Source organism: Streptomyces sp. NBC_01485 (genome assembly GCF_036227125.1).
Classification (GTDB): Bacteria; Actinomycetota; Actinomycetes; order Streptomycetales; family Streptomycetaceae; genus Streptomyces.
On the sequence record NZ_CP109435.1, the window covers coordinates 7,832,948 to 7,853,641 of the forward strand.

The 20,694-nt window shown below is 70.0% G+C and carries 18 protein-coding genes; 5 read left to right on the plus strand and 13 right to left on the minus strand.

Annotated elements, in window-relative coordinates; translation table 11 throughout:
- The first annotated feature begins 9 nt into the window (after nt 1-9).
- On the plus strand, nt 10-507 hold the full coding sequence (locus OG352_RS34520) for a methylated-DNA--[protein]-cysteine S-methyltransferase (RefSeq protein WP_329222358.1): 498 nt from the start codon (nt 10-12) through the stop codon (nt 505-507).
- 52 nt (nt 508-559) lie between these two features.
- Here the strand turns inward: OG352_RS34520 and OG352_RS34525 are convergent, their stop codons facing one another.
- Nucleotides 560-1,297, minus strand: a complete 738-nt coding sequence (locus tag OG352_RS34525; RefSeq protein ID WP_329222360.1) for an SIR2 family NAD-dependent protein deacylase — start codon at nt 1,295-1,297, stop codon at nt 560-562.
- Nucleotides 1,298-1,377: 80 nt separating this feature from the next.
- Nucleotides 1,378-1,881 (minus strand): NUDIX hydrolase, encoded by a 504-nt coding sequence (locus tag OG352_RS34530; RefSeq protein ID WP_329222361.1) that lies wholly within the window; start codon nt 1,879-1,881, stop codon nt 1,378-1,380.
- A gap of 247 nt (nt 1,882-2,128) precedes the next feature.
- Between OG352_RS34530 and OG352_RS34535 the strand changes: the two genes are divergently transcribed.
- On the plus strand, nt 2,129-3,247 hold the full coding sequence (locus tag OG352_RS34535; protein ID WP_329224065.1) for a glycerate kinase: 1,119 nt from the start codon (nt 2,129-2,131) through the stop codon (nt 3,245-3,247).
- A gap of 13 nt (nt 3,248-3,260) precedes the next feature.
- Here OG352_RS34535 and OG352_RS34540 read toward each other — a convergent pair whose 3' ends face one another.
- The 10 genes from OG352_RS34540 to OG352_RS34585 form a co-directional block, all read right to left on the minus strand.
- Complete coding sequence (locus tag OG352_RS34540) at nt 3,261-4,487, minus strand: alpha/beta hydrolase (RefSeq protein WP_329222363.1); 1,227 nt, start codon at nt 4,485-4,487, stop codon at nt 3,261-3,263.
- Between the two features lie 176 nt (nt 4,488-4,663).
- Nucleotides 4,664-5,482, minus strand: a complete 819-nt coding sequence (pssA, locus tag OG352_RS34545) for a CDP-diacylglycerol--serine O-phosphatidyltransferase (RefSeq protein WP_093772056.1) — start codon at nt 5,480-5,482, stop codon at nt 4,664-4,666.
- 22 nt (nt 5,483-5,504) lie between these two features.
- On the minus strand, nt 5,505-6,161 hold the full coding sequence (locus OG352_RS34550; protein ID WP_329222365.1) for a phosphatidylserine decarboxylase: 657 nt from the start codon (nt 6,159-6,161) through the stop codon (nt 5,505-5,507).
- A gap of 169 nt (nt 6,162-6,330) precedes the next feature.
- Complete coding sequence (locus OG352_RS34555; protein WP_329222367.1) at nt 6,331-7,536, minus strand: acyl-CoA dehydrogenase family protein; 1,206 nt, start codon at nt 7,534-7,536, stop codon at nt 6,331-6,333.
- Between the two features lie 2 nt (nt 7,537-7,538).
- Nucleotides 7,539-8,057, minus strand: coding sequence for a MaoC family dehydratase (locus OG352_RS34560; RefSeq protein ID WP_329222368.1), 519 nt, complete (start codon nt 8,055-8,057; stop codon nt 7,539-7,541).
- 4 nt (nt 8,058-8,061) lie between these two features.
- The gene (locus OG352_RS34565) at nt 8,062-9,021 is read right to left on the minus strand and encodes an HpcH/HpaI aldolase/citrate lyase family protein (RefSeq protein WP_329222370.1); all 960 of its coding nucleotides are present in this window, start codon (nt 9,019-9,021) and stop codon (nt 8,062-8,064) included.
- Complete coding sequence (locus OG352_RS34570; protein WP_329222372.1) at nt 9,018-11,066, minus strand: protein meaA; 2,049 nt, start codon at nt 11,064-11,066, stop codon at nt 9,018-9,020. Before OG352_RS34570 ends, OG352_RS34565 begins: the two co-directional genes overlap by 4 nt.
- Before the next feature lie 17 nt (nt 11,067-11,083).
- Complete coding sequence (ccrA, locus tag OG352_RS34575) at nt 11,084-12,427, minus strand: crotonyl-CoA carboxylase/reductase (RefSeq protein WP_329222373.1); 1,344 nt, start codon at nt 12,425-12,427, stop codon at nt 11,084-11,086.
- A 453-nt stretch (nt 12,428-12,880) separates the two neighbouring features.
- Entirely contained in the window at nt 12,881-13,714 is an 834-nt protein-coding gene (locus OG352_RS34580; protein WP_329224066.1) for a TetR family transcriptional regulator, read from the minus strand.
- 112 nt (nt 13,715-13,826) lie between these two features.
- Nucleotides 13,827-15,632 (minus strand): 3-hydroxyacyl-CoA dehydrogenase family protein, encoded by a 1,806-nt coding sequence (locus OG352_RS34585; RefSeq protein WP_329222374.1) that lies wholly within the window; start codon nt 15,630-15,632, stop codon nt 13,827-13,829.
- A 406-nt stretch (nt 15,633-16,038) separates the two neighbouring features.
- Between OG352_RS34585 and OG352_RS34590 the strand changes: the two genes are divergently transcribed.
- Both OG352_RS34590 and OG352_RS34595 read left to right on the plus strand, forming a co-directional pair.
- Nucleotides 16,039-16,614, plus strand: coding sequence for an adenylosuccinate lyase (locus tag OG352_RS34590; protein ID WP_329222375.1), 576 nt, complete (start codon nt 16,039-16,041; stop codon nt 16,612-16,614).
- A gap of 366 nt (nt 16,615-16,980) precedes the next feature.
- On the plus strand, nt 16,981-18,048 hold the full coding sequence (locus OG352_RS34595) for a tryptophan dimethylallyltransferase family protein (RefSeq protein WP_329222376.1): 1,068 nt from the start codon (nt 16,981-16,983) through the stop codon (nt 18,046-18,048).
- A gap of 83 nt (nt 18,049-18,131) precedes the next feature.
- On the opposite strand, the gene OG352_RS34600 is transcribed toward OG352_RS34595, so the two are convergent.
- A complete protein-coding gene (locus OG352_RS34600; RefSeq protein ID WP_329222378.1) occupies nt 18,132-19,709 on the minus strand; it encodes an alpha/beta hydrolase in 1,578 nt (525 codons plus the stop codon).
- 523 nt (nt 19,710-20,232) lie between these two features.
- Here OG352_RS34600 and OG352_RS34610 point away from each other — a divergent pair.
- The gene (locus tag OG352_RS34610; protein WP_329222380.1) at nt 20,233-20,676 is read left to right on the plus strand and encodes an SRPBCC family protein; all 444 of its coding nucleotides are present in this window, start codon (nt 20,233-20,235) and stop codon (nt 20,674-20,676) included.
- Nucleotides 20,677-20,694 lie beyond the last annotated feature (18 nt).

Sequence of the window (20,694 nt, forward strand, 5' to 3'; positions counted from 1 at the left end):
GGACGTTCAATGAACCAGCACACGATCGTCGACAGCCCGTACGGCCCCCTCACCCTCGTCGCCGACGACGGCGTCCTGTGCGGCCTCTACATGACCGAACAGCGCCACCGCCCACCCGAGAAGAACTTCGGCCCCCGCGACGACACCCTGTTCGCCGACACCGAGGACCAGTTGAAGGCCTATTTCGCAGGCGAACTGACGGAGTTCACTCTCGAACTCCGCCTGCACGGCACCCCGTTCCAGCGCACCGTCTGGGCCGAACTGCGCAAGATCCCCTACGGCGAGACCCGCACCTACGGCGAACTCGCCGAAGCCCTGGGCAACCCGGCCGCCTCCCGCGCGGTGGGCCTCGCCAACGGCAAGAACCCCATCGGCATCATCGTCCCCTGCCACCGCGTGATCGGCGCCGGCGGCGGCCTCACCGGCTACGGCGGCGGCCTGCCCCGCAAACAACGCCTGCTGGACTTCGAGAGCGGCACGACCCCCGGCGAAACGACCCTGTTCTAGCGCCAGTTGAAGAGAACCCGGATCGGATCTGGACCCAGACCCAGACCCAGACCTATACCGCGCTGGATTCTGCCAGCTCCCGCAGCAGCCTCGGCAGCGCCGTCCCGATCGGCTCCCTGACGACCTCGTCGGCGAGTTCGTCGTACGGCGTCGGCTCGGCGTTGACGATGACCAGCCGGGCCCCGTGGTCGGCGGCGACGCCGGCCAGCCCGGCGGCGGGCTGCACCCTAAGGCTCGTGCCGACGGCGACGAAGACCTGGCAGGCCTTGGTGATGGTGACGGCCTCGCCCAGCACCACCGGGTCGAGCCGCTCGCCGAACATCACGGTGGCCGACTTCAGGATCCCGCCGCACCCCCGGCACGGCGGATCCTCCTCACCTGCCTCGACCCGCGCGAGCGCCTCCGCCATCGGCCCCCTGGCATGACACTTCGTACACACCACGCTCCGCACGGTGCCGTGCAGTTCGAGCACCTTGCGCACGGGCATCCCGGCGAGCTGGTGCAGCCCGTCCACGTTCTGCGTGATCACCCGCACCGGCACCCCGGCCCGCTCCAGCCCGGCCACCGCCCGATGCGCCACGTTCGGCTCGGCAGCCAGCGCCCGATTACGCCGCCGCGACTGCCACGCCCGACGCCGGATCTCCGGATCACCCATGTAGTACTCGTACGTGACGAGCTTCTCCGCCTCCGGATCCCGCCGCCACAACCCGTTCGGCCCACGGTAGTCGGGGATGCCTGAGTCGGTGGAGATCCCGGCCCCGCTGAGGATGGCGACGAGTGGCTTGCTCATGCGTTCGAGCGTAAGTCGGGGGATCCGGGCACCGCGAGCGGATATCGCGGCGCTCCGCCCGGGGTACGTCGGTCCGGCGGTCAGCCCACCCTGCGGCCGTTCTCGAGTTCGGCCGTCACCGTGCCGTCCGCCAGGGCGTCCAGCGCGGCCAGGACCCGGTGGCCCAGTGAGCCCAGCAGGTGGTCGGTGAGCTCCTCGCGCGGGACCAGCCGCCAGGACAGCAGCTCCGTCTCCTGCAGCCGGATCGCCTCGAAGTCGTCCTCGCCGAGGACCCCGCCGTCGTACACGTACGCCACCAGCGGCGGCCGGCCCGGGCCGACCGCCCAGTCCACCGCGAGCAGCCGCCCGAGCTCGCGGTCGAGACCGATCTCCTCGAGCGTCTCGCGGCGCGCGCCCTGCCGCGGGCTCTCGCCGTCGCCGGACTCGATCGTGCCGCCCGGAAGCGCCCAGCCCGCACGGTAGTTGGGCTCGACCAGCAGGACCCGCCCCGCGGCGTCCCGGAAGATCGCGGCGGCCCCCGCCAGGACCTTGGGCAGGGAGGCGATGTACGCGGCGAATTCGGGCGTCGTGTGGGAGGTACTCATCCGGAAAGGGTAAGTGGTGGTTCGTCGGGCTTGAGGCCGGCCATGACGTTGCGGCAGGCGGCCCGCCCGGCGGCTCACAGCCGTCGCTCAGGCTTGTTCCAGGTTCCGGGCACCGCATCGCACCGCATGACGGCGGGGGTGTCCTGCGGTTAAGGTCGCAGCGGCGCGACTGGCCCCGACATGCGCGGGGCCCGGAGAGCAAGGGGATGGCAAGGTGGCGGACGTTGCAGCGCGGGGCACCCGACGGGTGCTCGTGGCCGCGGACAAGTTCAAGGGCTCGCTGACGGCCGTGGAGGTCGCCGAGCGGGTGACGGCCGGGTTGCGCCGGGTCGTACCGGACGTCGAGGTGGAGGCCCTGCCCGTCGCCGACGGCGGTGACGGGACGGTCGCCGCGGCGGTCGCGGCCGGGTTCGAACGCCGGGAGGTACGGGTCGCCGGCCCCCTCGGGCACGAGATCACCGCGGCCTTCGCGGTGCGCGGCGACACCGCGGTCGTGGAGATGGCCGAGGCGAGCGGGCTGCAGCGGCTCCCGGCCGGCGTGTTCGCACCGCTCACGGCGTCGACGTACGGCTCCGGGGAGCTGCTGCGGGCCGCGCTGGACGCGGGCGTGCGCACGATCGTGTTCGGGGTCGGCGGCAGCGCCACCACGGACGGCGGCGCGGGCATGCTGTCCGCGCTCGGCGCGCGGTTCCTGGACGAGGACGGCGAGCCGGTGGCACCGGGCGGCGGCGGCCTCGCCGAGCTGGCCCGCGCCGACCTGTCGGAGCTGGACCCGCGCCTCGCCTCCGTCGAACTGGTCCTGGCGAGCGACGTCGACAACCCGCTGACCGGCCCGAAGGGCGCACCGGCGGTGTACGGGCCGCAGAAGGGCGCCTCGCCGGACGACGTCGTCGTACTGGACGCGGCGCTCGCGCACTACGCGAAGGTGCTGGAGACGGAGGTCGGGCCGAAGGCCGCGCAGTACGCGGTCGCGCCCGGCGCGGGCGCGGCGGGCGGCATCGGCTACGGCGCGCTGCTCGTCGGCGCCCGCTTCCGCGCCGGGATCGAGGTCATGCTCGACGTGCTGGGCTTCGCGCCCGCGCTCGAACGCGCGGAGCTGGTGATCACCGGCGAGGGTTCGCTCGACGAGCAGACCCTGCACGGCAAGGCCCCCGCGGGCGTCGCCGCGGCGGCCCGGGCGGCCGGCAAGGAGGTCGTCGCCGTGTGCGGCCGCCTCGCCCTGCCGCCGGCCGAACTGGGCCGGGCCGGCATCCGCCGGGCGTACCCGCTGACCGACGTCGAGCCGGACGTGGGCAAGTGCATCTCGGACGCCGGCCCGATCCTGGAACGGGTCGCGGAGCGGATCGGCCGGGACTTCCTGCTCTGAGCCCTACGAGGCCCTATATGGGGAACAGGGCGCCGTCGTCGTCCCGGTAGTAGCTGCCGCTCGTCAGGCCCTCGATCTTGCCCTTGTCGAGCCAGTGCCTCGCGAAGCGCTGCACGACCTTGGAGTTGCGCTCCCAGGGCACGGAGTGTCCCGCGCCGGCCAGCTTGAACATCAGCTTGTGCGGTCCCTTGACGGCCTCGTAGAGGTCCGTGGTGGAGAAGTGCAGGACCGGAGGGAGCGTCGCCGAGGTGTTGGCCTGCGTGTCCTGCTCGCCGTAGAGGATGAGCACGGGGACCCGGTCACCGAGTACGTAGGTGCTTCCCGGGTCCTTCTGCGGGACGGTCTGGTTGTTCCAGCCCCACCAGTAGGTGTTCCGGTACCGCAGGATCCCCTCGAACACGCCTGGTGACAGCTCGGTGCCCCACTTGCTGCCGACGGGGTCGTTCTCCATGAGGGAGGCCCACACCTTGTCCTCGATGCCTGGCTCGCGCTGCAGCGGGCTGGCCTGCTCCTTGTCCCAGCCGGCCGTGAAGCCGGTCTTGCTGCCGACGTTCATCGGGAAGCCGAACGTGACAGCCGGCAGGGACATGGGCAGGGTCGAGGCCTCCGGCGGGCGCCCGAAGGGATCCGCGGGGTTCGTGGACCAGCGGCCCTGCGGCGGGAAGATCGGCGCGAGCAGGAGCAGGTTCCGGACGTCGCCGGGGTGCTGGAGCGTGTAGGGGCCCATGACGAACGCCGCGGCGGACCAGCCGATGAAGTCGATCGGATGGTTCCTGCCGGGCAGCCCCCTGATGAACTTGACGACGGTGTTCAGCTCCGCCCACTCGCTCTCGGAGTTGCCCAGCTGGTGCGGGTAGGGAGGTGCGCACGTGGCGGAGAGGGGGTTCGGGATCAGGATGTTCTGTTGCGCCGGGTTGGCGTTGCACGGCGCGTCCATCTGCGGGCGTGGCGAGCGTCCGCTTCCCTGAAGGTCCATGAGGAACACGTCGTAGCCGTCGTCGGCCAGGTCCTGCGCCCAGCTGTACCGGGTCGCGGAGCCACCGGACCCCGGGGGGAGCAAGAGGTCGAACCCCGTGACCACTGGCACGCTTCTGCCGTGGAGCATCAGGACCGGTTGGGGTGTGTGGCCTGGCTTGGTGCCGTCGTACTCACGGACGAACAGCTTCACGCCGGCGCCCGAGTTCGCCGGGATCGTCGAGGTGTGCGGGACGAAGTGGTCCGTGGGGGTGTGTGCGGGCATGGTCGCCCTCCGATCCATCGAACGGGACGAATCCCTCTGAATCCCCCTGATTCCACCGTCCTCTTCTTCCCGGCCCCCTGCAAATGGGCGTAGGGGAAAGGTAGTTGCCCCGTCAAACGGGTGTGGCCCGAGCCGTTGAAGGCTCGGGCCACACCCGTTTGACGGTGAGGTGACGGTCAGGGCAGCTGGGCTGCCCGTGCCTCGCGGCGGTTGTCGCGGAAGTTGTTCACCCGGCGGGCCGTGGCGAACAGCGGGATGACCGCGCCCATGACCAGTTGCAGCGCGCAGCCGGTCTGGAGCAGGAGCTGACCGCTCGGGGCGTCGAACGCCCAGGCCGCCAGCATGCCCATCGACAGCACGATCCAGGCGAGCATCGCACCGGCGAGGCGGCCCCGCGGCTTCGGGTACTCGACCCGGCTCACCATCAGCCAGGCGGTGCCCAGGATGGCCATGAGCGTCGCCGCGAAGGGCAGCTCGAGGAGCACGATCGAGACGACCGTCAGCGCGCCGAACGGTGACGGCATGCCCTGGAAGGTGCCGTCCTTGACGGTGACGCACGAGAATCTCGCGAGCCTCAGCACCACCGCGAGCAGTACGACGATCGCGCCGACCGCCGCCACCCGCTGGTGTGCGTCGTCGGCGACCATGCCGTAGACCAGGACGAAGTACGCCGGGGCCAGACCGAAGCTGATCAGGTCCGAGAGGTTGTCCAGCTCCGCGCCCATCGGGGAGGAGCGCAGCTTGCGGGCGACCAGGCCGTCGAAGAGGTCGAAGACCGCCGCGCAGAGCATCAGGATGACCGCCGTGGCCGCGCTGTGGCGGGCCATGCCGGATTCCTGGCTGCCGGTGAGGTGCGGGATCAGGATCCCGGTGGTGGTGAAGTACACCGCCATGAAGCCGCACGTGGCGTTGCCGAGGGTGAGGGTGTCCGCTATCGACAGGCGGAGAGAGAGGGGCATCTCCTCCTCTTCGTCCACCTCGTCGGCCTCGGGCACCCAGCCCGCCTGGGTCTCAGGGTCAATCACGGTCAATGCGAGTCACCCCCGCCACTGTCTTCTGCCCCACCTCGACCGCGACGTCCACACCCTCGGGGAGGTAGATGTCGACACGTGAGCCGAAGCGGATCAGGCCGACGCGCTCGCCCTGCTCGACCTTCGTGCCCTCGGGGATGTAGGGGACGATGCGGCGGGCGACGGCTCCGGCGATCTGGATCATCTCGATGTCACCGAGCTCGGTGTCGAAGTGCCAGACGACGCGCTCGTTGTTCTCGCTCTCCTTGTTGAACGCCGGCACGAACCCGCCGGGGATGTGCTCGACCGACGTCACGGTGCCGGCCAGCGGCGCGCGGTTGACGTGGACGTTGAGCGGGCTCATGAAGATCGCGACCCGGGTGCGCCCGTCCTTCCACGGCATGATGCTCTGCACCACACCGTCGGCGGGGGAGATGACCCGGCCCGAGGCGATCTCGCGCTCGGGGTCGCGGAAGAACCACAGCATGCCCGCCGCGAGAGCGGTGGCGGGCACGGCGACGGCCTTGGCGACGCCCGAGTGGCGGGCGCGCAGCAGGCTGACGGCTGCGGTGGCGACGGTCGGCAGAAGCCACGGCGATGCTCCGCGCGCGAGGCGTGCGCCTACCAGGCTGTCGCGGTGTGCAGAGGTTTGGCTGTGGGGCATGGATGACCTTCGTAGCGGACGATGCCGCGCTTCGACGGGGGACGGCGGCTTTCCGCGATGGTAGCGGTTCGTGGCCGCAACTGGGTAAGCCAGGAAGCCGAGTCGACGGCTGACGGAAGTTGACGGGGTGTGATCTTCTTCTCGAAGAAAACACCCCCAACTTGGACAATCAGCCCTGGAACCGATACTCCTCGAGCAACCTGCGACCAATGATCATTTTCTGGATTTCGGCGGTGCCTTCACCGATCAGCAACATCGGGGCCTCGCGGTAGAGGCGCTCGATCTCGTATTCCTTGGAGAAGCCGTAACCGCCGTGGATCCGGAAGGCGTCCTCCACGACCTCCTTGCAGTACTCGGAGGCGAGGTACTTCGCCATCCCTGCCTCGAGGTCGTTTCGTTCTCCGGAGTCCTTTTTGCGTGCAGCGTTCACCATCATCGCATGGGCGGCCTCGACCTTGGTAGCCATCTCGGCCAGCTTGAACTGGATCGCCTGGTGCTGGGCGATCGCCTTGCCGAACGTATGGCGCTGCTGGGCGTACCGGACGCCGAGCTCGAAGGCACGGTGGGCGACGCCGCAGCCACGCGCCGCGACGTTCACGCGGCCCACCTCCACACCGTCCATCATTTGGTAAAAACCCCGGCCGGTGACCCCGCCGAGCACGCGGTCTGCGGGAAGGCGCAGGCCATCCATGATCATCTCGGTGGTGTCGACACCCTTGTAGCCCATCTTCTCGATCTTGCCGGGGATCGTGAGGCCCGGGCGGACCTCGCCGAAGCCGGGCTCCTTCTCGATCAGGAAGGTCGTCATCGACTTGTGGGGGGCCGTGCCCTCCGGGTGTCCTTCGTCACTTCGCACGAGAACGGCCACCAGGGACGACGTTCCGCCGTTCGTCAGCCACATCTTCTGGCCGTTCAGGACGTACTCCTCGCCGTCCTGTACCGCCTTCGACGTGATCGCCGACACGTCCGAGCCGAGGCCCGGCTCCGACATGGAGAACGCGCCCCGGACGTCGCCGAGCGCCATGCGCGGCAGGAAGTGGTCCTTCTGCTCCTGTGTGCCGTGCTGCTTGAGCATGTACGCCACGATGAAGTGCGTGTTGATGATGCCGGACACCGACATCCAGCCGCGGGCGATCTCCTCGACGCAGAGCGCGTAGGTGAGGAGGGACTCGCCCAGGCCCCCGTACTCCTCCGGGATCATCAGGCCGAACAGGCCCAACTCCTTGAGGCCGTCGACGATCTGCTGCGGGTACTCGTCGCGGTGCTCCAGCTCGGTCGCGACCGGGATGATCTCCTTGTCCACGAAGTCGCGGACGGTGGAGAGGATCTCCTGCTGGACGTCGGTCAGACCGGCGGTCTGGGCGAGTCGCGCCATGGCTACTTCCCCTGTTCCTTTTCCTTGAGCTCGGGCCGGCCCGGCTGCTCCCCGCCGCGCTCCTTGATGTACGTCTCGGTCGGCACCAGCACCTTGCGGCGGAACACGCACACGAGAGTGCCGTCCTGCTTGTAGCCCTTGGTCTCGACATACACGATCCCGCGGTCGTTCTTCGACTTCGACGGCCACTTGTCGAGCACGGTCGTCTGCCCGTACAGCGTGTCGCCGTGGAAGGTCGGCGCGACGTGCTTGAGCGACTCGATCTCCAGGTTGGCGATCGCCTTGCCGGAGACGTCCGGCACGGACATGCCGAGCAGGAGGGAGTAGATGTAGTTGCCGACGACGACGTTCTTGCCGAAGTCGGTCGTCCGCTCCGCGTAGTTGGCGTCCATGTGGAGCGGGTGGTGGTTCATCGTGAGGAGACAGAAGAGGTGGTCGTCGTACTCCGTGACCGTCTTTCCCGGCCAGTGCTTGTACACCGCCCCGACCTCGAACTCCTCGTAGGTGCGCCCGAACTGCATCGCGTCACGCCTCCGGGATCTCGAACGTGCTGGTGCGCTTCAGGCCGGCGGCGCGGCCCTTGCCGGAGATGACCAGCGCCATCTTGCGGCTCGCCTCGTCGATCATCTCGTCGCCGAGCATCGCCGAGCCTTTCCTGCCGCCCGCCTCGGACGTGCAGTAGTCGTACGCGTCCAGGATCAGCTCGGCGTGGTCGTAGTCCTCCTGCGAGGGCGAGAAGATCTCGTTGGACGCCTCGACCTGGCCCGGGTGCAGCACCCACTTGCCGTCGAAGCCGAGCGCGGCGGCCCGCTGGGCGACCGCGCGGTAGCCGTCGACGTTGCGGATCTGGAGGTAGGGGCCGTCGATCGCCTGGAGGTCGTTGGCACGGGCGGCCATCAGGATCTTCATCAGGATGTAGTGGTAGGCGTCCGCCGGGTAGCCGGGCGGCTGCTCGCCCACGACGAGCGACTTCATGTTGATCGACGCCATGAAGTCGGCCGGACCGAAGATGATCGTCTCGACCCGTGGACTGGCCTGAGCGATCTCGTTGACGTTGTTGAGGCCCTGCGCGTTCTCGATCTGCGCCTCGATGCCGATCCGGCCGACCTCGAAGCCCATCGTCTTCTCGATCTGGGTCAGCAGCAGGTCCAGCGCGACGACCTGCTGGGCGTTCTGCACCTTCGGCAGCATGATGCAGTCGAGGTTGGGGCCGGCCCCCTCGACCACCGTCACGACGTCGCGGTACGTCCACTCGGTCGTCCAGTCGTTGACGCGTACGACCCTCGTCTTGCCCGTCCAGTCACCCTCGTTGAGGAACTTGACGATGGTGTGCCGCGCCTCCGGCTTGGCGAGCGGCGCGCACGCGTCCTCCAGGTCCAGGAAGACCTGGTCGGCGGGGAGACCCTGGGCCTTCTCCAGGAAGCGGGGGTTGCTTCCGGGGACCGCGAGACACGAGCGGCGCGGACGCAGACGGTTGACTGTCATGCGGGGACCTCCAGGGGGTCGAGCTTGTTCGCTTTCCGGATCTCGTCGACGATGCGGCCGATGATTCCGGTGATGTCGAAGTCCTTCGGGGTGAAGACGGCGGCGACGCCGGCGGCCCTGAGCTGCTCCGCGTCACCATGGGGGATGATGCCACCGGCGATCACCGGAATATCTGTGGCACCGGCCACACGCAGCCGATCCAGCACGTCCGGCACCAGTTGGGCGTGCGAGCCGGACAGGATGGACAGGCCCACCGCGTGGACGTCCTCCTCCAGCGCGGCGTCCACGATCTGCTCGGGCGTCAGCCGGATACCCTGGTAGACCACCTCGAACCCGGCGTCACGCGCGCGTACGGCGATCTGCTCGGCGCCGTTGGAGTGCCCGTCCAGCCCCGGCTTGCCGACCAGGAAGCGCAGCTTGCCGACGCCCATGTCCCGCGCCGTCACATCGACCTTGCGGCGGACGTCGGCCATGGCCGAGCCCTCCTCCGCGGGGACCGCGACCGGCGCCGAGGAGACCCCGGTCGGCGCCCGGAACTCGCCGAACACCTCGCGCAGCGCGCCGGACCACTCGCCGGTCGTGACCCCGGCGCGGGCGCACTCCAGGGTGGCCTCCATGAGGTTGGCGGTGCCCTTGGCGGCCTCCTTCAGCTTCTCCAGCGCCTTGCACGGGCGCGGGTGGTTGAAGGGCGGCTGGTAGCGGGTGTCGCGCCAGTGCTGGAGGGAGGCGATGACCCGGGCCTCGACCGCCGGATCGACGGTCTGGATCGCCGTGTCGAGATCCGCGGTCAGGGGATTGGGCTCGGTCGTCTCGAAGATGTTGACGCCGATGATCTTGTCCTGACCGGATTCGATACGAGCCCGGCGCTCGGCGTGCGAGGAGACGAGCTGCGACTTGAGGTAGCCCGACTCGACGGCGGCCATCGCGCCGCCCATCTCCTGGATCCGCTCGATCTCCGCGAAGGACTCCTCGACCAGTGTCGCGACCTTCGCCTCGATGACGTGCGAGCCCTCGAATATGTCCTCGTACTCCAGCAGGTCGCTCTCGTGGGCGAGGACCTGCTGGATGCGCAGCGACCACTGCTGGTCCCAGGGGCGGGGCAGGCCGAGGGCCTCGTTCCAGGCAGGGAGCTGCACGGCACGCGCGCGTGCGTCCTTCGACAGCGTCACGGCGAGCATCTCCAGCACGATCCGCTGGACGTTGTTCTCCGGCTGCGCCTCGGTCAGGCCCAGGGAGTTGACCTGGACGCCGTAGCGGAAGCGGCGCTGCTTGGGGTTCTCGATGCCGTAGCGCTCGCGGGTGATCCGGTCCCAGATGCGGCCGAAGGCGCGCATCTTGCACATCTCCTCGACGAAGCGGACGCCCGCGTTCACGAAGAAGGAGATCCGGGCGACGACGTCGCCGAACCTCTCGGCCGGCACCTGCCCCGAGTCCCGGACGGCGTCCAGCACGGCGATCGCCGTCGACATGGCGTACGCGATCTCCTGGACCGGCGTGGCGCCCGCCTCCTGCAGGTGGTAGCTGCAGATGTTGATCGGGTTCCACTTGGGGAGGTGGGAGACCGTGTACGTGATCATGTCCGTGGTCAGCCGGAGCGACGGCCCCGGCGGGAACACGTGCGTGCCCCGGGACAGGTACTCCTTGACTATGTCGTTCTGGGTCGTGCCCTGGAGCTGGGTGACGTCGGCGCCCTGCTCCTCCGCGACGACCTGGTAGAGCGCCAGCAGCCACATGGCGGTGGCGTTGATCGTCATCGAGGTGTTCATCTGCTCCAGGGGGATGTCCTGGAACAGCCGGCGCATGTCACCGACGTGGGCCACCGGCACGCCGACCCGGCCGACCTCGCCGCGGGCGAGGATGTGGTCGGAGTCGTAGCCGGTCTGCGTCGGCAGGTCGAACGCGACCGACAGGCCGGTCTGGCCCTTGGCGAGGTTGCGCCGGTACAGCTCGTTGGACGCCTCGGCCGTGGAGTGACCGGCGTACGTGCGCATGAGCCACGGCCGGTCCTTCTCCCGCTTGCCTTCGGCGGGCTGACGCTCAGTCATCTATGACCTCGGGTGTCTCAGATGTTGCGGAAGCGGTTGATGGCGTCGATGTGCCGGGCGCGCTTTTCCTCGTCGCGCACACCGAGACCCTCCTGGGGGGCCAGCGCGAGGACGCCGACCTTGCCCTGGTGGAGGTTGCGGTGCACGTCGTAGGCGGCCTGGCCGGTCTCCTCCAGGGAGTAGACCTTCGACAGCGTCGGGTGGATCTTGCCCTTCGCGACCAGCCGGTTGGCCTCCCAGGCCTCACGGTAGTTGGCGAAGTGCGAGCCGATGATCCGCTTCAGGGACATCCACAGGTAGCGGTTGTCGTACTCGTGGTTGAAGCCGGAGGTCGAGGCGCAGGTGACGATCGTGCCGCCCTTGCGGGTGACGTACACGCTCGCGCCGAACGTCTCGCGGCCGGGGTGCTCGAAGACGATGTCGACGTCCTCGCCGCCGGTGAGTTCCCGGATGCGCTTGCCGAAACGTTTCCACTCGCGCGGGTCCTGGTGGTGCTCGTCCTGCCAGAACCGGTAGTCCTCGGCGGTGCGGTCGATGATCGCCTCGGCGCCCATGGCCCGGCAGATCTCCGCCTTCTGCGGCGAGGAGACGACGCAGATGGGGTTGGCGCCGCCGGCCAGCGCGAACTGCGTGGCGTAGCTGCCGAGTCCGCCGCTCGCGCCCCAGATCAGGACGTTGTCGCCCTGCTTCATGCCGGCGCCGTTGCGGGAGACCAACTGCCGGTAGGCGGTGGAGTTGACGAGCCCGGGGGCCGCCGCCTCCTCCCACGACAGGTGACCCGGCTTCGGCATCAGCTGGTTGGACTTGACGAGCGCGATCTCGGCGAGGCCGCCGAAGTTGGTCTCGAAGCCCCAGATGCGCTGCTCGGGGTCGAGCATCGTGTCGTTGTGGCCGTCGGAGGACTCCAGCTCGACGGACAGGCAGTGCGCGACGACCTCGTCGCCCGGCTTCCAGGCGTTCACGCCCGGGCCGGTGCGCAGGACGACGCCCGCGAGGTCGGAGCCGATGATGTGGTACGGCAGGTCGTGCCGCTTGGTCAGCTCGCTGAGCCTGCCGTAGCGCTCCAGGAAGCCGAAGGTCGCCATCGGCTCGAAGATCGAGGTCCACACGGAGTTGTAGTTGACCGAGGAGGCCATCACGGCCACCAGGGCCTCACCGGGCCCGAGTTCGGGCACCGGGACGTCGTCCAGGTGGATCGACTTGCGGGGGTCCTTGTCGCGGGTCTCGAGGCCCGCGAACATGTCCGTCTCGTCCTTGTGCACGGTGATCGCGCGGTAGGACTCGGGGAGCGGCAGAGCGGCGAAGTCGTCCGGTGTCGAGTCCGGCGACTGGATCGCGTCCAGGATTGCCTGAATGGTCACGGTGTTGCCTCCGGCGGTGAGCGCCCTGAGGGCGGGGCTCTGAGGGTTACGGCGGTGCTGCTGAGGGGTGGGTGGAAGTGCCGTCGGTTCGGCGGTGGTGCTGTTCGGCAGCGCTTTGTGGCGCGGGAGGTTGCCTGTGACGCAGGCGTCCGGGCACGCAGGCCATGTGCTTGCGGGGACAGCCGACGTACGAAAGGTCTCTGCACGCCGGCCGCCCGGACACCTCCAACGTATGACACCGCGTGTCACCTCGCAAGGCACTGAGTGCCATAAGTTCCTCTCGGATGAAATCTTTACGTAACAAATGAGCGATGATCGATCGAACGGGGTCCGAAATCCGCGAAACTCGGGCGGAAATCCGCGGAGATCCGCGCGAAAAGGTGGCCCTGACATGCGAAAACGGCCACCCGGTGGGGTGGCCGTCAGCTTGTCGTCACGCGGTGGAAGGTCGCCTCAGCGCTCCTTGAGCGCCTGCTCGATGGCCCGCATGACCTCGTCCAGCGGGGCGTCGGTGCGGGCGACCGTGACCAGTACCTCGCCGTGCGCGGAGATCGCCGCCGGGGCCTGCGCGGGGGCGCCGGCGCTGCTGCGGCCGGCTCCGATGCCCGTCCCGAACGTCTTCCGGACGATCGCGAAGGCGTGGTCGAGCTGGGTCTCGACGTCGCCCTGGCCGCCCGCCCGCAGCCAGCGGCGCAGGACGTGGTTGTGGGCGGTGACCACGGCGGACGCGGCGACCTCGGCGAGCAGCGGGTCGTCGTTGGCGTCATCGTCGTGCGCGTGCTCGTCGAAGTGGCCGAGCAGGTAGCGGGTGAAGAGGCGCTCATAGCGGGCCACCGACGCGATCTCCGCCTCGCGCAGGGTGGGCACCTCGCGGGTCAGCTTGTAGCGGGCGACCGAGATCTCCGGCCGGGCCGCGTACATCTTCATGACTTCCTTGATGCCGCGGCACACCGTGTCGAGCGGGTGCTCGTGCGCCGGGGCCGCGTTGAGCACCGCCTCGGCCCGGATCAGCGTGTCGTCGTGGTCGGGGAAGATCGCCTCTTCCTTGGAACGGAAGTGGCGGAAGAAAGTCCGGCGGGCGACCCCGGCGGCGGCCGCGATCTCGTCGACGGTGGTCGCCTCGTACCCCTTGGTCGCGAACAGCTCCATGGCCGCGGCCGCCAGTTCTCGGCGCATCTTGAGCCGTTGGGCGGCGGCGCGGCTGCCAGCGGCACTTTCCGGCGCGTCGGACGTGGCTGGTGTACGTGAGGACCTGGCGGGCTGGGGCATGACCCGAACGTACTGCATGTGCGCAGCTCGGTGTGCCTGTCCGGGGTCACCCCCGGCCTCGGCGGGCCCGCCCGTGGGGTCGAGCAGCCCGCCCCAGTCCTCGCCCGCCGGGAGCCGGTGGCCGGGGCCGTCAGCGGCGGGCATGTTCGCGGAAGCCGCGGCCGGTCTTGCGGCCGAGGCAGCCCGCGGCCACCAGGTGCTCCAGAAGCGGGGCCGGAGCGAGTCCCGGGTCGCGGAACTCGCGGTGCAGGACCTTCTCGATGGCGAGGGAGACGTCGAGCCCGACGACGTCCAGCAGCTCGAAGGGGCCCATCGGGTAGCCGCCGCCCAGCTTCATCGCGGCGTCGATGTCGTCAAGAGACGCATAGTGTTCCTGCACCATCTTGATCGCGTTGTTGAGGTACGGGAAAAGCAGTGCGTTCACGATGAAGCCCGCACGGTCCGCACAGTCGACGGCGTGCTTCTTGATCCGTCCACACACCTCGCGAACCGTCGCGTGGACGTCCTCGGCCGTCAACACCGTACGGACGACCTCGACCAGCTTCATGGCCGGCGCCGGGTTGAAGAAGTGCATGCCGATCACGTCCTGCGGGCGCGAGGTGGCGCGGGCGCAGGCGACGACGGGCAGTGAGGAGGTCGTCGTGGCGAGGATCGCGCCGGGCTTGCAGACCTTGTCCAGCGTCGCGAACAACTGCTGCTTGACCGCGAGGTCCTCGGCGACGGCCTCGACGGCCAGGTCGACGTCGGCGAACGCGTCGTAGGTGCCGGCGGCGGTGATCCGGTCCAGGATCTGCGCGGCGGCCTCGGCGGTCAGCCGCCCCTTGTCGACCGACCGGGACAGCGACTTGCCGATACGGGCCTTGGCGGTCTGCGCCTTCTCCTCGCTGCGGGCGGCGAGGACGACGTCGTAGCCCGCCTTGGCGAAGACCTCGGCGATGCCGGAGGCCATGGTGCCGGAGCCCGCGACGCCGACACTGCGCACCGGGCGGCCGGTGGTCGTGATCCCGCCGGAGAGGGGGGTGAGCGCGTCCGGGACGACCGTCGCGCTGCCGGGGGCCTCGTAGGTGTAGAAGCCGCGGCCCGACTTCCGGCCGGTCAGGCCCGCCTCGCTGAGTTGCTTGAGGATCGGCGCGGGGGCGTGCAGCCGGTCGTGCGACTCGGCGTACATGGCCTCCAGGACCGTACGGGCGGTGTCGACGCCGACCAGGTCGAGCAGGGCGAGGGGCCCCATCGGCAGACCGCAGCCCAGCCGCATCGCCGCGTCGATGTCCTCGCGGGAGGCGTACCGGGCCTCGTACATCGCGGCGGCCTGGTTGAGGTAGCCGAACAGCAGGCCGTCGGCGACGAATCCGGGCCGGTCGCCCACCGCGACGGGCTCCTTGCCGAGGTCGAGGGCGAGGTCGGTGACGGCGGTGACGGCGGCGGGGGCGGTCAGCACCGAGGAGACGACCTCGACCAGCTTCATCGCCGGCGCCGGGTTGAAGAAGTGCAGTCCGAGCACCCGCTCCGGACGCGCCGAGTCGGCGGCGAGGCGGGTCACGGACAGCGCGTTGGTGCCGGTCGCGAGGATCGTCTCGGGGCGCACGATCCCGTCCAGCTCGCGGAAGATCTGCTGCTTGATCTCGTACGACTCCGGCGTCACCTCGATGACCAGGTCGGCGTCGGCCGCCGTGCGCAGGTCGGTGGAGACGCGGACGCGGGCCAGGGCGGCCGTGCGCTCCTGCTCGGTGAGCCGGCCGCGCTGCACGGCGCGGGCGGTGGAGGCCTCCAGCGTGGCGAGGGACCGCGCGGCCTGGGCCTCGCTGATGTCGACGCCGATCACCTCGCGGCCGGCCTTGGCCAGAACCTCGGTGATGCCGGTGCCCATGGTGCCGAGGCCGATGACGGCGATCGTCCGGAGCGGGGACAGAGGGGTGTCGGACAGGGGAGCGACCATCGCGGGACTCCAGGAATGAGGTGACGACTGGGAACGCGCCCGGGTGCGCCGAGGGGGCCTGTACGAGGTACGAAGTACGAGGCCTGGACGCACCGAGTGCGGAGAAGGGGAGTGCGGGTGTTGCCGGGCTGCAAGCGCACACGCCCGGTGCCGTAGGTCCGGGGCGTGCACACGCCCGGAGACGAACGGGAGATCCGACCGGCCTCTGTCCCGTGGCCGGGCCGTACAGCGGTACGAGGTACCGAACCGACTTCTCTCGCGGCGACTGCGTCACCAGGCCACCGCGAGGAGGTGTAGCGAATGGGTGAATCGCTCGTCTGAGCCTAACCGGGGAGTAACGAGCGCGCCAGCCCCCGTGGCTGTGATGTAACTCCCTGAGGGGCCGCACAAGTTCTAGGCTCGCCACATGAGCGAAGAGTTGCGAGCGGTCACGGAGCGTTTACGGCGGGAGTCGGGCGGCACGGCGCTGTACGAGCGGCTCACGGCGGCGTGCGATCACGACGAACTGGCGGGCGTGCTCACCGAGCCGGGGCAGCCGTTGTGGGCCCGGGAGCTGGCCGCGTTCCGGCTGGGGCTGGCCGGGGACCGGCGCGCCTTCGAGGCGCTCGTGCTCCTGCTCAACCACCGGGACCCGCCGCGCTGCGCCTCCGCCGCCCACGCGCTGGCCCGCCTCGGCGACCCCCGCACCGCCCGCGCGGCGGCGGCCCTGGCCACCAACGAACTGCGCGTGGCCTACGCCCTGCACCCCGTCCGGCTCCTGGTGGAGCTGCGGGCGCCCGAGTCCGTGCCCGCGCTGATCACGACGCTCCGGCGGCGGCTGCGCCCGCACGACCCCCACCGGCGGGTGGCCCTCGCGTGCGTGGAGGGGCTCGGCGCGCTGGGCGACGGCCGCGCCCGGCCGGTCCTGAGCGACGCCCTCGCCCACCCGGTGCTCGCGGAGGCGGCCGTGCACGCGCTGGCGCGGATCCCTCGGCAGCGGTGAGGAGAACCGGGCCGGCGGGTGTCAGGCGGGGAGACGCCCGAGGTACCTCACCTCGGGCACCAGGGCGCCCGCCACCTCGAACGCCTCGTCCATGTAGGTGAGTTTGACCACCTTCGTCGAAGGCGGCCCCGGCTGCGGTGGGGCCGGAAGGCGACGGGGGGTTATCGGCCACTAGTTCGAGATTCGAATATCTTCACGAGGGGAAGATCGCCCTCCGCTGAACTGCGATGGCTTGGCGTGCCTTTCGGGCTGCCCAAGTGACCGTGGACGAGGCCGGATCGGTCCGGCTATGGAGGGTGATGGACAGTGACGAGTGCGCAACTCCCCGATGAGATATCCGACCTGAACGTGCGTCAAGGCTCGGCAATGACGTTCGGCCGGTTCCTGGAAGAGAAGTGGACGGCGGTCTGCCGTGGCCTGGGGACGGACCAGTGGGAGACGGAGACCGTGCTGGAGGAGCTGCGGGAAGTGATCCACCCGTGGGCCGCGCGGCCCGTCGGAACGCGTTGCGATCCCCCCTCGTTCGTCTCGGCCGACGGCTTTCCCGCCGAACTCTCCGTCAGTTGGAAGGACGGCCGCCCCGAGGTCCGCATCCTGTTCGAGTCGCTCGGCGCCGACGGCACCCCGCTCGGCTGCCAGGAGGCCGGCCGGGAACTGACGCGCCGGCTCGCCGGGAGCCCGGGCGTGGACATCACGCGATACCTGGGCATCGAGGATCTGTTCATCACGTCCGCCCCCGATCACTACCGGGCCACCATCTGGCACTCCTTGGCCTGGCGGCCGGGGAAGCGGCCCCATTACAAGGTCTATCTCAACCCGCAGGTGCACGGCCTGGACGGCGCGTACGAGGTCATGGCGGAGGCCATGCACCGGCTGGGCCTGGCGGACGCCTGGGAACCGGTGGCGTGCCGGGGAGAGGAACTGGCGCGGCGTGGGCACGAGTTGGAGCTCATGGCCCTCGATCTGGACGCCGGAGACGCCTCCCGCGTGAAGGTCTACTACCGGCACCGCCCCATGCCGATGAGCGAGTTGGACACCGTAGGGGCGTTGGCGCACCGCTACGAGCCGGACCGGGCGGCCCGGGCGCGCACCGTCATCTACGGGCGGGACAGCGGCATCGTGAGCAACGAGCCGATGACCTGCCTGGCGTTCCGGGAGGGCGCGCCCGGCCCGGAGGAGGCCAACGTCTATCTGCGGCTGCCGGACAACGCCCGTTCCGACGCGGAGGCGGCCGTACGCATCGCCCGGCTCATGGAACTGGAGGGCATCGACTCGCGCCCGCACGCCGAGATCCTGCGGCAGTTGACGGCGGGACTGCGGGAAGACACCGGAGGGTTGCAGGAGTTGTGCAGCTACCGGACGATCTCGCCGGACATGCCCGCGGACATCGGGGTGTACCTGCGGTTCAGCACGTATGCCGGCCCTGCGGCCTGATCGCGAAGCAGAGCCGCCGGGGCCGCGGCGGCGACTCCGTCGGGGGTGGGTGACAACACCCCCGACGGGGCGGCGGTCAACGGTCAGCCGCGGAATCCCAGCAGCCCGTGCAGCGTCGAGCCGTGGGCCGTGCGCGAGGTGACCTTCGTGGTCAGCGGCTTCGGGTCGGGCTGCGCCTTGCACACGGCGTCGACCCCGCCCGTGCCGCGCGGCACGGTGCCGTCGGTCAGGTAGGTCGCCAGGTGCTTGTCCAGGCAGGTGTTCCCGCTCAGGGTGATGCCGTGGTTCTGGCCGCCCTCCTCGACCACCAGGCTGGAGCCGCGCAGCAGCGCGTGGACCGTCGCGCCGCCCTCGTACGGCGTGGCCGCGTCGTTCGTCGCCTGGAACAGCAGGACCGGCGGGAGGTCGCCGTTGGTGACGTTCACCGGCCCCAGTCGCTCGGTCGGCCAGAACGCGCACGGTGCGTTGTACCAGGCGTTGTTCCAGGTCATGAACGGCGCCTTCGCGTACACCGACCAGTTGTCCGTACGCCACTCGTCCCAGTCGCGCGGCCAGGAGGCGTCACGGCACTGCACCGACGTGTAGACGCTGTACCCGTTGTCCCCCGCGGCGTCGACGGCGGCGAAGTTCTCGTACGCCTCGACCAGCGGGTCGTCGTCCTTGTCGTTCACGTACGCGGCGAACGCCTCGGCGAGGTGGGGCCAGTAGCCGTTGTAGTAGCCGCCGGGCATGAAGGTGTCCTCCAGCTCCGACGCGCCCACCTTGCCGCCGGCCGGCTTCTTCGCGAGGGCCGCCCGCATCGCGTACCACTTGGTCTCGACCTTCTCCGGGTCGGTGCCGAGCTTGTACGTCTTGTCGTACTTGGCGATCCACGCCATCAGGGCCCGGTGGCGGTCGTTGAAGGCCAGGTCCTGCGTGAGGTTGTCCTCGTACCAGACCCCGGTGGGGTCGACGACCGAGTCCAGGACCAGGCGCCGCACCCGCTGCGGGTAGAGCTTGGCGTACACCGCGCCGAGGTAGGTGCCGTACGAGTAGCCGAAGTAGTTCAGCTGCTGCGCGCCGACCGCGGCCCGGATCGCGTCCATGTCGCGGACGGCGCTGAGGGTGTCGATGTACGGCAGCACGCCCGCGTACTTCTTCTCGCAGGCCGCGGCGAACGACCGGGCGCGCGTCAGGTTGGCCTGCTCGATCGCCTCGGTGCTCGGCACCGAGTCCGGGCGGACCGGGGTGAAGTGGCCGGGCCTGCAGTCCAGTGCGGGAGTGCTCTTGCCGACCCCGCGCGGGTCGAAGCCGATGACGTCGTACTGGGCTGCCACCGCCTTCGGCAGCGCCGAGGCGACGAATCCGGCGAGGCTCAGCCCGCTGCCGCCCGGGCCGCCGGGATTGACCAGCAGCGGGCCCTGGTACGTCTTCGCGGTGTGCGGGACGCGCGACAGCGCCAGCGTGATCCGCTTCCCGCCCGGCTGCGCGTGGTCGAGCGGCACCTCCAGGGACGCGCACTGGAGTTTCGGCTGGTCGGTGGTCCCGCAGCTCTTCCAGGAGAGCTTCGCCGCGCGGGCGGGCGCCGCGGGGTGCGACGGGCTCGCCGCGGCGGGCACGGCCGTGACCGTCCCGGCCACGACGACGGCGGCAGCGCACAGCATGGCTGCGCGTTTGTTCATGGAGTACTCCCGGGACGGAGGGACGGAGAGCGAAGTGCTGGAGACGGCCGGACCGCGCAGGTCACGGCCCTCGCCGCATCGTCCCGGGAAGATCGTCGGTAAGAACCTTTTCCGGCGTTACTTGACCCGTTCGGGTTGCCGGATGCGCTCGAACGCGCTCAGATCAGCGTGAGTTGGGTCGGCCCGGAGTCGGTGGGCTCCTCGGCCGGATCGACCGTCCCGACCGGCGGCGGCTGCGGGATACGCCGCGGCATCCCCGCGCGCGTGGGGCCGATGCCGTACTCCTCGGCCAGCTCGTGGATCGCGCGACAGGCTCTCGGCGGCCCTCGACGGTCGTCGGCAGTCGTCGGCAGTCGACGGCGCGCCTCAGGCGGTCCGCGGCGGGTCTCAGGCAGTCCGTTTCGATCGCCCCGCGATCGCTTCGGGGACCCCGATTTGGGTGGCCGTGGACCGGGGTGGTTGGCTTGCCCCGAACCTGAGGAACCCTGATCAACCCTGAGCAACACGGACCTGGAGGAACCCCATGGCGCAGGTCGAGGCCACCACCGAGCGGGTCGTCGCTGCGGACCCGGAGAAGGTGTTCGACACCATCGCCGACTACAGCGGCGCGCGCGCGAAGCTGCTGCCCGAGCACTTCAGCGAGTACGAGGTGCGGGAGGGCGGCGACGGCGAGGGCACCCTCGTCCACTGGCGGCTCCAGGCCACCAGCAAGCGGGTCCGCGACTGCCTCCTGGAGGTCACCGAACCGACCGACGGCGAGCTCGTCGAGAAGGACCGCAACTCCTCGATGGTCACCGTCTGGCGCGTCACCCCGGCCGGCGAGGGCTCGTCCCGGGTGGTCGTCACCACCACCTGGACCGGCGCCGGCGGCATCGGCGGCTTCTTCGAGAGGACCTTCGCGCCCAAGGGCCTCGGCCGGATCTACGACGTGATCCTCGCCAACCTCGCCACCGAGGTCGAGAAGTAGATCAACACCCGTGCGCTC